Source organism: Xenorhabdus doucetiae (assembly GCF_000968195.1).
GTDB classification, from domain to species: Bacteria; Pseudomonadota; Gammaproteobacteria; order Enterobacterales; family Enterobacteriaceae; genus Xenorhabdus; species Xenorhabdus doucetiae.
Genome location: NZ_FO704550.1, coordinates 1,134,992 through 1,148,213, shown reverse-complemented (window position 1 = coordinate 1,148,213; position 13,222 = coordinate 1,134,992). Strand labels below are relative to the sequence as shown.

The following is a 13,222-nucleotide window of genomic DNA, read 5'->3' as shown; positions in this document are numbered from 1 at the left end:
GCAATAATAAGGCAGGAAGAAAAATATCCATTTAGCCATAACCTATTCATTTGTGATATCGTTATGCCTGTTTTTTACTCAAAGAGACAAATCTATGCACTCCTGCTCATGGCGGCACATTGAAATTTTTCATGCGGTAATGACCACCAAAAATTTAACGGATGCCGCGTTATTACTGAAAACTTCCCAGCCAACCGTCAGCCGTGAACTGGCACGCCTTGAACAATTATTGAAATTTAAATTATTTGACCGGATTAAAGGACGCCTGTTTCCCACCGCCCAAGGATTACGCCTGTTTGACGAGGTACAGCGCTCTTACTATGGTCTGGAAAGGATCATCAATGCGGCTGACAGCATCCGGCAATTTGAACAGGCACAATTGTCCATCGCCTGCCTGCCCATGTTCTCCCAATCTCTGCTGCCAAAAGCCTGTTGCAGCTTTATCGAACACTATCCCGAAGCCAAGCTGACTATTATTCCGCAAGAGTCTCCCCTGTTGGAAGAGTGGCTTTCAGCACAGCGCCATGATATTGGCTTAACTGAACATTTACAGACACCGGCAGGGACTGAGCGGGAAACGCTGATAACGTTAAATGAAGTTTGCGTTTTACCCCTTAATCACCCACTCGGTCAAAAATCACAACTGACGCCGGCAGATTTTCACCAGCAAAAATTTATCAGCCTGTCAGTCACAGACAGTTATCGGCAACTCATTGATGCCCTCTTTACTGAGCATCAGGTCAAGCGCAAGATGGTGATGGAAACCCACAGCGCCGCCTCCATTTGTGCCATGATTAATGAAGGCATTGGCATATCCATCGTCAACCCGCTGACTGCCCTGGATTATTTGGCTAACAACGCAAAAATTTGCCTGCGTCCATTCAGTATCGACATTCCATTCACCGTCAGTTTAATCAAGCCCATCCATCGCCCCTCCTCAGAACCCGTTGAGGCTTTCATTACGCATTTAAAACAACATGCGGCGCTATTTGCCGAAAAATTGGCCTCAGCGTTTCAACATTAATTGTTGCCAGTGAGGTGATGTGGCAAACCAATCCACCAGAAAATCCAGCAACGCCCGCAACGTCGCCGGCATATTCTGGCGGCTGGCATAAATACCATAGATCCCCATTGCCTGAGGTTGATAATCAGGCAGCAGTTCCACCAACTGCCCTGACATCAGATAAGAAGCAACGGAATAGTAAGGCTGCATGGCAATTCCTGCCCCCTGCAAAGCGGCCTCCATTAATACGGTAGATTCATTGGCACTTAACGTACCACTGACCGGTACTGAATAGTGCTCATGCTGCTTTTCAAATCCCCATAAACTCTTACCGAAAAAGTTATAGGTCAGGCAGTTATGCAGGGTTAAATCCGCCGGGTTTTTGGGAAGCGATTTTCCCGCTAAATAAGATGGCGCGGCACAAACAATGGAATGGCAAGTCGATAATGGACGGGCTATCAAATTAGGCTCCAGATTATTGGTAATCCGGATCGCCAAATCAATGCGTTCTTCGACCAAATTGACAGCCCTATTATCCATTTGCAGATTGACGGCAATCTGTGGATATATCCGCATAAATTCAGGAATGGCAACCGCCAGCGCACTCATACCCAACGATTGGGAACAACTGACGCGCAATAATCCACTCAGGGTTTGCGCTTCCAAAGATTGCTGCACGGGTATGCCTTCTGCCAATTCCATTAACTTAAGGCTGCGTTGATAAGCACTCTCACCCGCCGAAGTCAGGCTAATTTTACGTGTTGTACGGTGCAATAAGCGAACGCCCGCCCACTTTTCCATCTCAGCCAAATATCGCGATACCATGGCCCTCGACATATCAAGTCGTTCCGCTGCCGCAATGAGGCTGCCTTGCTCGACAATCGTAACAAACACTTGTGTTGCTGTGATCCTATCCATTTCAGCCAGCCTATTTTCGCCTTAATTAGCTCGATTTGTGCAACAAATAGTTGCTGATTATGCGGTTTTTAAATCGAAATATGCAACTTATTATACCTGTCATTCAAGCACACACGCATTTTGATACAGGAATTCGACCATGGCTCGCAAAACAACATTAAATACCGCTCTGGCAGCGATCCTTTCTTTGGGAATGGCATCACTGGCTCAAGCCGCTGATCTCAAGTTGGATATCTACAATCCCGGCGAAAAAGGCATCTTCCCCGTCTCTTCTGAAATTATCAGTGGTGATCATGAAGTTGTTCTGATCGATGCCCAATTTAAGAAAAATGATGCCCAAGCGTTGGTAAACATGATCCAGCAAACAGGCAAAAAACTGACAACGATCTATATCAGCCAATCTGATCCCGATTTTTACTTTGGCCTTGATGTGATCACCGACGCTTTCCCTGACGCCAAAGTCATTGCCTCACCGGAAACCATCAAAGCGATCAATGCAACCAAAGACGGTAAGCTGGCTTATTGGGGCGGCATTCTTGCTGATCAGGCTCCCAAAAAGATCGTCGTACCAGAACCCTTGCAAGGAAATTCCTTCACTGTTGATGGTGAAAAACTGATTGTTGAAGGTTTAAATGGCCCTGCCGCCGATCGTACTTTTGTCTGGGTGCCTAAATTGAAAGCCGTTGTGGGTGGTGTGACGGTTTCTGACAATATTCATGTCTGGATTGCCGATACCCAGACCAAAGCGTCACGCCAACATTGGCTACAAACCTTGGATCGCATCAAGAGCCTGAAACCTGATACGGTTGTCCCCGGCCACTATCTGGGGAATTCCTCAATGACATTGGATTCCGTGACGTTTACCCAGAATTATCTGACCACACTGGAAAAAGAGTTACCGCAAGCAAAAGATTCCAATGCGCTGATTGCCGCCATGAAAAAGCATTACCCTGATCTTGCTGACGAATCCAGCCTTGAACTGAGTGCCAAAGTCTTAAAAGGCGAAATGAAGTGGCCTCAGTAAATTAAAAATTATCACGGGCGTTGCAGGGAGTCACGCCCGTATAAACCACACCAATTCCAACAAATAAAACCAGTATTATAATAACATATTAAATACCACCTTAATTAACGTAGAAAAAACACTTGTGCTAATCCATGATAATATTTGTATCAAAATCCATTTTGCTATTTTATAAATATTTATGCCTTACCAAATACTATCTCTGCCAACACCACACCCTAATAACACAATCGCAGATAAACATAAATAAGGCCCAAAGGCGATAAACTCAGGAAAAGATTTTCTTTTCACACTAATCATAAGAAATCCAAACAGCCCGGATAATGAAGCCATCAGCATCAATAGGGGTATTATTTCCACCCCCAACCATGCGCCAATCGCTGCGGTTAATTTAAGATCACCATAACCTATTCCCTCCTTATTTAAGGTATATCGACATAACCAATACAAAAACCACAAAAAAAGATACCCTGATATGGCGCCATATATTGCACTCTTTATCGAAACCCATTGACCATCGATATTAAATAAAAGCCCAATCCATAATAAAGGAAGCGTGATAATGTCCGGCAAGCAATAGGTTTTAATGTCGATAACAGCCAATAACAATAAGGTGCTACAGAAAAACATAATTATTATATAATCGACGTTAATTAAATAGGTTTGCATAATAATGATACACTCAATTTATGAAGATTCCTTATTCCTCGCAGCGCGAGGAATAAGGAAATCCTCTACAATCTTGGAGTGTTATTTAAAATAGAATCCCTTCCTTTTTCATCTGTGATGAAATCAAAATCCATTTATAAAAACATCCCTGTTACTGCGTTATTTCCTTATTTTCTGACCTCAATCAGGACAAGGTGGATATTAATTTTTTATTCCGGTCATTGGCAATCGATTTTTAGCGAAAAAGGCAATCACAAAATAAATATGCGAGCCAGCTCGCAAGAAGATAGCCTGTATCGCTTAAGCCAAGAGATAACTTGATCACGCAAACAACGCTCATTTATCATGGCGATCAATCAACGTTGTTATGTGGCTGTTTGCGCCATGCCGGAAGCATCCGGAAAAAAGAAGGAAAGAAGAAATATGCGAATTCCCCGCATCTATCACCCTGAACGGCTCTCAACAGGAACTGAAATCCATTTGAGCGATGATGCGGCCAATCACGTTGGTCGCGTGCTGAGAATGGGCAACGGGCAAGCATTGCAACTCTTTGATGGCAGTAATCAGGTTTTTGATGCAACTATCACTGAAACCAGTAAAAAAACCGTCAAAGTTGCTATTCTTGATGGCACATTCTCCGATCATGAATCCCCACTCAACCTGCATCTGGGGCAAGTCATGTCCCGTGGTGAAAAAATGGAATTTACCATCCAAAAATCCGTTGAACTGGGTGTCAACACGATTACGCCACTCCTGTCTGAACGTTGTGGGGTAAAACTGGATGCAGAAAGGTTAGAGAAGAAATTACAACAATGGAAAAAAATAGCCATTGCTGCTTGTGAACAGTGCGGGCGTAATCAACTCCCTGAAATTCGCCCCGTGATGTCACTTGAAACCTGGTGCGCGGAAAACGATGGCAGTCTAAAATTGAATCTGCATCCCCGTGCCAAACATAGCATCAATACCCTCCCACTTCCGGTGGAAAAAGTACGCCTGCTGATTGGGCCTGAAGGGGGGTTGTCTGCCGAAGAAATAGAAATGACAGCAAAATATCAATTTACTGATATCCTGTTAGGGCCTCGCATCCTGAGGACAGAAACTACGGCACTCACTGCAATTACTGCATTACAGGTGCGTTTCGGTGATCTGGGTTAAGGAGAAAAAATGATCAAGCTCGGTATCGTGATGGACCCAATTTCATCCATCAACATCAAGAAAGACACTAGTTTTGCCATGCTGCTGGAAGCACAAAAACGCGGGTGGGAAATCCATTATATGGAAATGAATGATCTCTACCTGCATCAGGGAGAGGCTCGCGCCCGCACACGTTTACTTACGGTAGAAGAAAATCCACAACAGTGGTATCAGTTTGGTGGTGAGCAAGAGATCGCGCTCGATACTTTGCACGTGATTTTGATGCGCAAAGATCCGCCTTTTGATACTGAGTACATTTATGCGACCTATATTCTGGAGCGCGCTGAGGTCAAAGGCAGCCTGATCGTCAATAAGCCGCAAAGCCTGCGCGACTGTAACGAAAAGCTGTTTACGGCTTGGTTCCCGGAATGGACACCCGATACACTCGTCACCCGTAATGCCAAAAACTTACGCGAATTCCATAAAAAACATGGCGATGTTATTTTTAAGCCCCTGGATGGCATGGGAGGCGCGTCTATCTTCCGCTTGAAGCAAGACGACGCGAATGTAGGTGTGATTATTGAAACGCTGACTGAACATGGCCAGCGTTATTGCATGGCACAAAATTTTCTGCCCGCCATTAAAGATGGCGATAAGCGCGTACTGGTTGTTGATGGCGAACCTGTGCCTTACTGCCTTGCCCGTATCCCTGCCCAAGGGGAAACCCGGGGTAATTTAGCCGCCGGCGGCCGCGGGGAAGCACGCCCGTTATCAGAAAGTGACTGGGCAATTGCCCGCGCCGTCGCCCCTGTACTCAAAGAGAAAGGGTTAATTTTTGTCGGGCTGGATATCATTGGCGACCGGTTAACTGAGATCAACGTGACCAGCCCAACCTGCGTACGTGAAATAGAAGCAGCTTTCCCAGACATTTCCATTACCGGCATGCTGATGGATGCTATCGAAAAACGATTGGAAAAACAGATAGCATAACAGGCCAAATAACGGTCGTTCCCTGACAACATTTGCCATTTATAATAAGAGCCCACATACTGTGGGCCACGTTATTCTTACATTGCCAAAATAATTATCAGAAAACACATGAATCTACAGCACCATTTTCTTATTGCCATGCCTTCGCTCTCTGATCCTTATTTCAATCGTTCTGTAGTTTATATCTGCGAACATGATCAAAATGGGGCAATGGGGTTAGTTATCAATAAACCGATAGCCCGAGTTTCTATCCAAAGCATCTTACAAAAGTTAGAGATCACCCCTAAAGATAGAGACGATACTATCAATCTCAATCGGCCAGTGATGGCTGGCGGCCCCTTGTCCGAGGAGCACGGTTTCATTTTACATACGCCACAATCCGGTTTTGGTTCCAGTATTCAGATTTCTGAGCACACCATGATCACCACATCCAAAGATATGCTGGAAGCACTGGGCACACCCCGCCAACCGGAAAATGTGTTAATGACCCTTGGCTATTCAAGTTGGGAAACGGGTCAGTTGGAAAAGGAGATTATGGAAAACAGTTGGCTGACGGTCAGCGCAGAACCTGCCATTATTTTCAATACCCCTATCGCTGCTCGCTGGCGTGAAGCGGCTTCTTTACTGGGAATTAATATTGCCAATCTCGCATCGCAAGCGGGGCATGCCTGATGAAAAACCGCACAATTATTGCCTTTGATTTCGGAACCCGCAGTATTGGCGCTGCCATCGGGCAAGAAATCACCGGTACAGCCAGGGCATTATCCTCTTTCAAAGCCAACGAAGGCTCCCCCAATTGGGAACTCATTGGCAAACTGCTTAAAGAGTGGCAGCCCGAGCTGGTCATCGTGGGTCTGCCACTCAATATGGATGGCACAGAGCAACCTGTCACCGCACAAGCCCGTAAGTTCGCCAATCGCATACACGGGCGTTTTGGCGTACAGGTTGAGCTGCACGATGAACGATTAACCACCATAGAAGCGCGCGCCCATCTGTTTGATAACGGTGGCTACAAGGCACTGGATAAGGGTAAGGTTGATTCCGCTTCTGCGGTGATTATTCTGGAAAGCTGGTTTGAACAGCACTATACCCAGCGACAGAATTTGTCATAGCCAGAATTTGTCATAGCCAGAATTTGTCATAGCCATAGTTATAGTAATCCCGACAACTGGCGTTGTTGTCGGCTTTGCTCGTAAGTTTGCATGCCACCCGCAGTGCCAGTCTGCATAAGTGAGGCTATTTGATGATTTTTGCCTTCTCTTATCAAATGGCTAACCGCTTGATTGATGACCAAGACTTCATGAACAGCCACTCTGCCGCCGTCTTTGGCCGGGAGCAATTGCTGGGAAATCACTGCCTTTAAACTTCCGGCCAACTGGCTACAAATCCAACCTTTTTCTTCTGCGGAAAAAACATCAACCAAGCGATCGACCGCCTGAATGGCTCCACGGGTATGCAGTGTTGACAAGACTAAGTGCCCCGTTTCAGCCGCCGTCAGCGCCAGCCGGATTGTCTCTTTATCCCGTAATTCGCCCAACAGGATCACATCAGGATCTTGCCGTAATACCCCTTTAAGTGCCGTTTGATAATCCGCAACATCCTTGCCAATCTGCCTTTGCTGTATCAAACAGTTGCGGCTTTGGTGAACAAATTCGATGGGGTCTTCCAGCGTGATGATGTGTTTACACGTCTGGCTATTCAAGGCATGAATCATGGCTGCCAACGTCGTGGATTTACCGCTTCCCGTCGCGCCTGTCACTAATATCAACCCGCTCATCTCCTGCAAAATAAGCTGCTGGATAATGTCAGGCGCATAGAGTTGTTCCAATGTCGGGCACTTATCGGCAATCAAGCGCAATACCAATGATAAGTGCGATTGCTGATAGAACAGATTTCCCCTGAGTCGCTGTTTATCCGGCATGGTGACGACAAAGTCGACATGGCCGTGCTGCTGTAACTGCTGTTTCTGCGCGTCCGATAATATGCCCTCACTCCACGCCAGCAAGGAATGGGATTGAATTTCCGCCAGTTGCCTTTGGGGATATAACCCCCCGTTGATACGCAAAACCGGAACTTGCCCGACACAAAGATGCAGATCGGAAGCATTATGCTTTACACTAAGGGACACTAATTTTTCCATATTCATTTTTTATCTCCTGAGTCAATTATGCACAATATCGAACAAAATCTTCACGATGTCAGGAACCGCATTGCCCTTGCAGCGCAAAAATGCGGACGCTCTCCCAAAGAGATTACCTTGCTTGCAGTCAGTAAAACCAAACCTGTGGACGCCATCGCAGAAGCCATAGCCCATGGTCAGCGGGAATTTGGCGAGAATTACGTTCAGGAGGGAGTGGAAAAGATCCAACACTTTAACAACCGTGACGATTTAGTCTGGCACTTTATTGGTCCGTTACAATCCAACAAGTGCCGTCTGGTTGCCGAAAATTTTGCCTGGTGCCATACCATTGACAGGGCAAAAATTGCCCAAAGGTTAAATGAACTACGTCCTGAAAACATGCCGCCGCTCAATATCCTGATCCAAATTAATATTAGTGGAGAAGAGAGCAAATCCGGCATTTTGCTGGAGGCGTTACCCGACTTGGACGCAACAATTAATGCGTTGCCTAATCTGTCATTGCGTGGATTGATGGCAATTCCAGCACCGGAAAACAACATTGAACGCCAGATAGCTGTTTTTCGCCAGATGGAACACGCCTTTATGGAACTCAAAGCGCAATATTCCCACGTTGACACACTGTCGATGGGCATGACGGATGATATGGACGCGGCGATTACTTGTGGTTCGACACTGGTTCGGATTGGAACGGCCATCTTCGGGGCTCGTCAGTACAGGTCATGACGCGCTTAAATTAGTCAACGAGGTTATCTCATGAAAAATCGTAAAATCACCTTTATTGGCGCAGGAAATATGGCGCATGCCATCATTGCCGGATTAGTCAGAAAAGGTTACCCAGCCGAACTCATCACGGTCTGTGCGCCAAGCACAACCCGCCGTGATGTACTGGCAAAAGAGTATGGCATTAATAGCCAAAGCGATAATATTCGTTACGCGCAACAAGCTGATGTCATTGTTCTGGCGGTTAAACCGCAAATGATGGCGGAAGTGTGTACATCACTGCACCCGCACGTCAATTTCAGTAACAAACTGGTTCTTTCTATCGCGGCGGGTATTCCCGTCTCCCGTTTTTACGCGCTTTTGCAGGATAATCTCAATATTATCCGCATCATGCCCAATACCCCTTCGCTTATCGGGCAAGGCGTCAGCGGTCTGTTTGCGCCGGAACAGGTTGAGCAACCGGATCGCGAGTTCGCTGAGTTATTAATGGGCAGCGTCGGCAAAGTTTGCTGGGTCAATGATGAAAACGGGATTAACGAGATTATCGCCGTGGCAGGCAGTGCCCCGGCTTATTTCTTCCTGTTTATGGAATCGATGCAACAAGAAGCGGAGCGGCTGGGTTTCGACAGTGAAACGGCCAGAGAACTTGTCCTGCAAGCTGCCATAGGTTCAGCTAAACTTGCTGAAACGCAAAAAGATCTTCCTTTTGCTATCCTGCGTGAGCAGGTAACATCTAAAGGCGGTACAACGGCTGAAGCACTGCGCATTTTTTATGAAGGCAAGCTGCCTGAGATTGTGTCCAGTGCCATGCAGGGAGCAATCCGCCGGGCGCAGGAAATGGAAAAATTATTTTAATTCAATGGGTTTAATTCAATCAGGGCTGCTACATGCAATTCTTAAACTTTCTCTTTTTTACCGTTCTGGCTCTCTATACTACGGTTTTACTGCTGCGTGTCTGGATGCAGTGGGCACGTTGTGATTTCTATAATCCCTTTGCCCAGTTTATCGTCAAAATCACCCAGCCTGTGGTGCGCCCATTACGCCGGTTTATTCCTGCCGTGGGTCCTATCGATACAGCGTCTGTGCTGCTTGCCTACCTGCTCGTTATTCTCAAGTTCTTGTTGCCTATCTGGTTAACGACCGGGCAATTTCTCATTCCTTCTGCTGCCATATTCTTGGTTGGGGTGGTTGAGTTACTGACGGCAGCCGGCAAGCTGGTATTCTGGTTGGTGATCGCCCGCGCGTTATTGAGTTGGATCAGTCAGGGACGCAATCCGGTGGACTATGTACTGATTCAATTGACCGAGCCGCTAATGGCACCTATCCGCCGCATTATTCCTTCTATGGGCGGCCTTGATTTCTCTGCCATGATTGTCATTCTCATTCTCTACGCACTCAATGCCCTGCGTTACGATGTGATGAACTGGCTAGCCTCCATCTTCGCCGGTTAATGAGATAAATCGATCAATGAGATACATAGGTTTTAGATACATAGGTTAATAAAATAAATGGCAATGCAAAAAGTTGTTCTCGCCACGGGAAATGCCGGTAAGGTACGCGAACTGGCGGATTTATTGGCTGATTTTGGTTTGGAGATTATCGCCCAAACCGAATTGAGCGTTGATTCAGCCGATGAAACGGGTCTCACTTTCATTGAAAACGCCATCATCAAAGCCCGCCATGCTGCCGCAGTGACCGGCTTACCGGCAATTGCAGATGATTCAGGATTATCAGTGGATGCATTGGGCGGTGCGCCGGGCATTTATTCCGCCCGTTATGCCGGTCATGAGGCTTCCGATCAGGAGAATCTGCAAAAATTACTGGCCGCCCTGCGCGATGTGCCTGATGAGCAGCGTCAGGCTCAGTTCAATTGTGTGCTGGTTTTCTTGCGCCATGCCGAAGATCCGACTCCGTTGGTATTTCACGGTCGCTGGTCGGGCAGGATCACCCGTGAACCGGCAGGAAAAGGCGGTTTTGGTTACGATCCGATTTTTTACGCGCCAGAATTTAACTGTACCGCCGCTGAACTTACGCGTGAACAAAAAAATACCGTGTCACACCGGGGAAAGGCATTAGCCATGTTGCTGGAAGCCCTGCGTAATGCTTAAGTTGCCACCACTGAGTCTTTATATTCATATTCCGTGGTGCGTGCAAAAATGCCCTTATTGTGATTTCAATTCACATGCCTTAAAAGGCGATGTACCGCATCAGGAATATGTTGATCATCTATTGGCGGATTTGCAGGCGGATCTGCCGATGATTGGTGATCGTGAGGTTTCAACAATTTTTATCGGTGGCGGAACACCGAGCCTGTTAAGTGCCGAAGGGATGCAGCGATTGTTGGATGGCGTCAGGGATTCGTTGTCACTCTCACCACAGGCAGAGATTACCATGGAAGCCAATCCGGGCACCGTTGAAGCCGATCGTTTCCATGCTTATCAGCAAGCGGGGATCAATCGAATTTCTATCGGGGTACAAAGTTTCGGTTCCGATAAACTGATCCGTTTAGGCCGTATCCACGGCCCGGAAGAGGCTAAACGGGCGGCAAAATTGGCTGATGGACTTGGATTGCGCAGCTTCAATCTGGATTTGATGCACGGTTTGCCCAACCAGACACTTAATGAAGCCCTGAATGATTTGCGGCAGGCGATTGAACTATCGCCGCCACACCTGTCTTGGTATCAACTGACGATTGAACCCAATACGAGTTTTGGCTCTCGCCCGCCGGTGTTACCGGATGATGATGCGCTGTGGGATATTTTTTCCCAAGGCCATCAATTATTGACGGCAGCGGGTTACCAACAATATGAGACGTCGGCCTATGCCAAACCGGGTTATCAATGTCAGCATAATCTCAATTATTGGCGTTTCGGTGATTACTTAGGCATTGGTTGTGGTGCCCACGGCAAGATTTCGTTTGCCGATGGCCGCATTCTCCGTACCGTGAAAACCAGGCATCCGCGCGGTTATATGCAGGGGCGTTATTTGGATCAACAAAATCCGGTCGATAATGTTGATCGTCCGTTTGAATTTTTCATGAATCGTTTTCGTTTGCTGGAATCCATGCCACGTCAGGATTTCAGCGATTTTACCGGATTGCCAGAAAGTGCCATTCGCCGACAAATGGATGAAGCCTTGGCTAAAGGTTATGTCACTGAAAGCGAGACACACTGGCAAATTACCCAGCACGGAAAGTTATTCCTGAATTCCTTATTGGAACTGTTTCTTTAACAAATAAACTGCACCTTGAAATTAAAAGGTGCAGTTTTTATTGGTTATACCCATCGTCTATAGAAATATATGAATGAACCGATGCGAAACAATAACTTTCAAATTTTAAAACCTGCATTTTCAAATTAATTGCGTATAGCATCAAGGTATATTGAATAATTGGGCTAAAGATTGATATCGTTCATCCTCTCTCTGTGCTTTTTCTTGTAAATGTTTTTCATATTCTTCCCATACATGACTTTCGTCACCAAAAAAACGATGCCACCATCCATTCGCTGATATCCAGGGTGGCGAAGTGGGTTCTCCATCATCCCAAAATTGAATTTTTGCAGCGACTCTGGGATCATTCTTATTTCTGAAAATCCATCTTAACTCTTTTCCAGTGATGCTTTTCTGATCCTTTTTTTGAATAAGGGATATCATATTAATATTATCCAATATAAAATGAACATGTATATCCTTAACTAACGGGCTATTACCTGTGCTTATCCATGATAATCCCCCTTTACATTTTCGCCCAACGTCCCGCTGACATATATCAATATATTGTTCCTCTTTACACTGATGACCGCGATGAGGGTTTGTCGCAACATTATTATATTGATGAGCTGATTCAGACTTTAGGTGCCCAAAAAAATCTTTTTTATATGTGTCATAGTTAACATCTTTCATGTATTCAGGGTTGTTTGAAGGTTTTATTTCTCTTTGGATTAAATAACGATCTATGTAGATAGGAGGATTACCGCGCTGTTTATCATGAGCGCCAGCGGCGGTAAAGCTGTTCACTCTGTTACAGTATTTCTGCCTATCCTTAGCTAATCCATAAATCAAATCACCAATATAAAATTGGTTTCTAAAAGGAGGAGTGAAAGGCATATTGTTACCCCTGCTCACACATTGATAATTAAAATTTATTATACAGCATGTATTTAAACGTAATTTAAATAGAATGAAAAATTAACTTTTTGATTAATAATCGAAATAATATTCATGCCGCTTCCTTAACGTGAAATATCGTATCAGTAAACATAAACTATCCTGTACTGTCAATCATACTGCTCTTGTTTATTGACTCAGCAGGGCGCGAGCATACTTTTTAGCTCATCTATTGAATGAAACTTCTTGATGTGTTTTTTAAAGAAGATGATTCACGTATCGTTCTGGATAGAACCATTGAGAATTTGGCATTATTATGGCGTTTTGTTTTAAATATGCTGAAACAATGTGATTGCGGCGCACCGAGTCAAAGGAATAAGCTTAGAAAAAAACCGAGAGCATATCACAGCAACTAACTATTTAATACATAACCCATTTGGAATAGCTTTTTGTATCTTAACACTACTCACTTAAGCATTTTTATGAAAGTCATTCAAGAAAGTGCATAGGTGAGTTT

At 45.5% G+C, this 13,222-nt stretch carries 15 protein-coding genes; 11 read left to right on the top strand and 4 right to left on the bottom strand.

All coding sequences use genetic code 11. The features are described 5' to 3' along the window. The first annotated feature begins 94 nt into the window (after positions 1–94). The gene (locus XDD1_RS05395; protein ID WP_045969370.1) at positions 95–1,024 is read left to right on the top strand and encodes a LysR family transcriptional regulator; all 930 of its coding nucleotides are present in this window, start codon (positions 95–97) and stop codon (positions 1,022–1,024) included. On the opposite strand, the gene XDD1_RS05390 is transcribed toward XDD1_RS05395, so the two are convergent. Beyond that, on the bottom strand, positions 1,007–1,921 hold the full coding sequence (locus tag XDD1_RS05390) for a LysR family transcriptional regulator (RefSeq protein WP_045969369.1): 915 nt from the start codon (positions 1,919–1,921) through the stop codon (positions 1,007–1,009). The two genes, XDD1_RS05395 and XDD1_RS05390, sit on opposite strands and share 18 nt — an antisense overlap. Positions 1,922–2,060: 139 nt before the next feature. On the opposite strand from XDD1_RS05390, the gene XDD1_RS05385 reads away from it, so the two are divergent. After that, positions 2,061–2,945 (top strand): MBL fold metallo-hydrolase, encoded by an 885-nt coding sequence (locus tag XDD1_RS05385; RefSeq protein WP_045969368.1) that lies wholly within the window; start codon positions 2,061–2,063, stop codon positions 2,943–2,945. A 186-nt stretch (positions 2,946–3,131) separates the two neighbouring features. Here the strand turns inward: XDD1_RS05385 and XDD1_RS05380 are convergent, their stop codons facing one another. Next, positions 3,132–3,614, bottom strand: coding sequence for a prepilin peptidase (locus tag XDD1_RS05380; RefSeq protein ID WP_052705646.1), 483 nt, complete (start codon positions 3,612–3,614; stop codon positions 3,132–3,134). 423 nt (positions 3,615–4,037) lie between these two features. On the opposite strand from XDD1_RS05380, the gene rsmE reads away from it, so the two are divergent. From rsmE to ruvX, 4 genes are all read left to right on the top strand, one after another. Next, complete coding sequence (gene rsmE / locus XDD1_RS05375) at positions 4,038–4,769, top strand: 16S rRNA (uracil(1498)-N(3))-methyltransferase (RefSeq protein ID WP_045973350.1); 732 nt, start codon at positions 4,038–4,040, stop codon at positions 4,767–4,769. Between the two features lie 9 nt (positions 4,770–4,778). Further along, complete coding sequence (gshB, locus tag XDD1_RS05370) at positions 4,779–5,738, top strand: glutathione synthase (protein ID WP_045969367.1); 960 nt, start codon at positions 4,779–4,781, stop codon at positions 5,736–5,738. 108 nt (positions 5,739–5,846) lie between these two features. Continuing rightward, entirely contained in the window at positions 5,847–6,410 is a 564-nt protein-coding gene (locus XDD1_RS05365) for a YqgE/AlgH family protein (protein WP_045969366.1), read from the top strand. Beyond that, positions 6,410–6,850 (top strand): Holliday junction resolvase RuvX, encoded by a 441-nt coding sequence (ruvX, locus tag XDD1_RS05360; RefSeq protein ID WP_045969365.1) that lies wholly within the window; start codon positions 6,410–6,412, stop codon positions 6,848–6,850. Before XDD1_RS05365 ends, ruvX begins: the two co-directional genes overlap by 1 nt. A 38-nt stretch (positions 6,851–6,888) precedes the next feature. On the opposite strand, the gene XDD1_RS05355 is transcribed toward ruvX, so the two are convergent. Then, on the bottom strand, positions 6,889–7,884 hold the full coding sequence (locus XDD1_RS05355) for a type IV pilus twitching motility protein PilT (protein WP_045969364.1): 996 nt from the start codon (positions 7,882–7,884) through the stop codon (positions 6,889–6,891). Positions 7,885–7,905: 21 nt separating this feature from the next. On the opposite strand from XDD1_RS05355, the gene XDD1_RS05350 reads away from it, so the two are divergent. The 5 genes from XDD1_RS05350 to hemW all read left to right on the top strand — a co-directional run bounded on the left by XDD1_RS05350 (position 7,906) and on the right by hemW (position 11,829). Beyond that, on the top strand, positions 7,906–8,601 hold the full coding sequence (locus XDD1_RS05350; protein WP_045969363.1) for a YggS family pyridoxal phosphate-dependent enzyme: 696 nt from the start codon (positions 7,906–7,908) through the stop codon (positions 8,599–8,601). Positions 8,602–8,631: 30 nt separating this feature from the next. Continuing rightward, positions 8,632–9,453, top strand: coding sequence for a pyrroline-5-carboxylate reductase (proC, locus tag XDD1_RS05345; RefSeq protein WP_045969362.1), 822 nt, complete (start codon positions 8,632–8,634; stop codon positions 9,451–9,453). Positions 9,454–9,485: 32 nt separating this feature from the next. Next, complete coding sequence (locus tag XDD1_RS05340) at positions 9,486–10,049, top strand: YggT family protein (RefSeq protein ID WP_045969361.1); 564 nt, start codon at positions 9,486–9,488, stop codon at positions 10,047–10,049. Between the two features lie 63 nt (positions 10,050–10,112). Beyond that, positions 10,113–10,706, top strand: a complete 594-nt coding sequence (locus XDD1_RS05335; protein ID WP_045973349.1) for an XTP/dITP diphosphatase — start codon at positions 10,113–10,115, stop codon at positions 10,704–10,706. Continuing rightward, positions 10,699–11,829, top strand: a complete 1,131-nt coding sequence (hemW, locus tag XDD1_RS05330) for a radical SAM family heme chaperone HemW (protein WP_045969360.1) — start codon at positions 10,699–10,701, stop codon at positions 11,827–11,829. Before XDD1_RS05335 ends, hemW begins: the two co-directional genes overlap by 8 nt. Before the next feature lie 141 nt (positions 11,830–11,970). Here hemW and XDD1_RS05325 read toward each other — a convergent pair whose 3' ends face one another. Continuing rightward, on the bottom strand, positions 11,971–12,705 hold the full coding sequence (locus XDD1_RS05325) for a hypothetical protein (protein WP_045969359.1): 735 nt from the start codon (positions 12,703–12,705) through the stop codon (positions 11,971–11,973). Between the last annotated feature and the right edge of the window lie 517 nt (positions 12,706–13,222).

Coding starts and splice junctions, on each gene's coding strand:
- XDD1_RS05340 (WP_045969361.1), top strand. CDS start 9,486: ATGCAATTCTTAAACTTTCTCTTTTTTACCGTTCTGGCTCTCTATACT.
- XDD1_RS05385 (WP_045969368.1), top strand. CDS start 2,061: ATGGCTCGCAAAACAACATTAAATACCGCTCTGGCAGCGATCCTTTCT.
- XDD1_RS05380 (WP_052705646.1), bottom strand. CDS start 3,614: ATGCAAACCTATTTAATTAACGTCGATTATATAATAATTATGTTTTTC.
- XDD1_RS05390 (WP_045969369.1), bottom strand. CDS start 1,921: ATGGATAGGATCACAGCAACACAAGTGTTTGTTACGATTGTCGAGCAA.
- XDD1_RS05335 (WP_045973349.1), top strand. CDS start 10,113: ATGCAAAAAGTTGTTCTCGCCACGGGAAATGCCGGTAAGGTACGCGAA.
- XDD1_RS05365 (WP_045969366.1), top strand. CDS start 5,847: ATGAATCTACAGCACCATTTTCTTATTGCCATGCCTTCGCTCTCTGAT.
- hemW (WP_045969360.1), top strand. CDS start 10,699: ATGCTTAAGTTGCCACCACTGAGTCTTTATATTCATATTCCGTGGTGC.
- proC (WP_045969362.1), top strand. CDS start 8,632: ATGAAAAATCGTAAAATCACCTTTATTGGCGCAGGAAATATGGCGCAT.
- XDD1_RS05355 (WP_045969364.1), bottom strand. CDS start 7,884: ATGAATATGGAAAAATTAGTGTCCCTTAGTGTAAAGCATAATGCTTCC.
- gshB (WP_045969367.1), top strand. CDS start 4,779: ATGATCAAGCTCGGTATCGTGATGGACCCAATTTCATCCATCAACATC.
- XDD1_RS05395 (WP_045969370.1), top strand. CDS start 95: ATGCACTCCTGCTCATGGCGGCACATTGAAATTTTTCATGCGGTAATG.
- XDD1_RS05325 (WP_045969359.1), bottom strand. CDS start 12,705: ATGCCTTTCACTCCTCCTTTTAGAAACCAATTTTATATTGGTGATTTG.
- ruvX (WP_045969365.1), top strand. CDS start 6,410: ATGAAAAACCGCACAATTATTGCCTTTGATTTCGGAACCCGCAGTATT.
- rsmE (WP_045973350.1), top strand. CDS start 4,038: ATGCGAATTCCCCGCATCTATCACCCTGAACGGCTCTCAACAGGAACT.
- XDD1_RS05350 (WP_045969363.1), top strand. CDS start 7,906: ATGCACAATATCGAACAAAATCTTCACGATGTCAGGAACCGCATTGCC.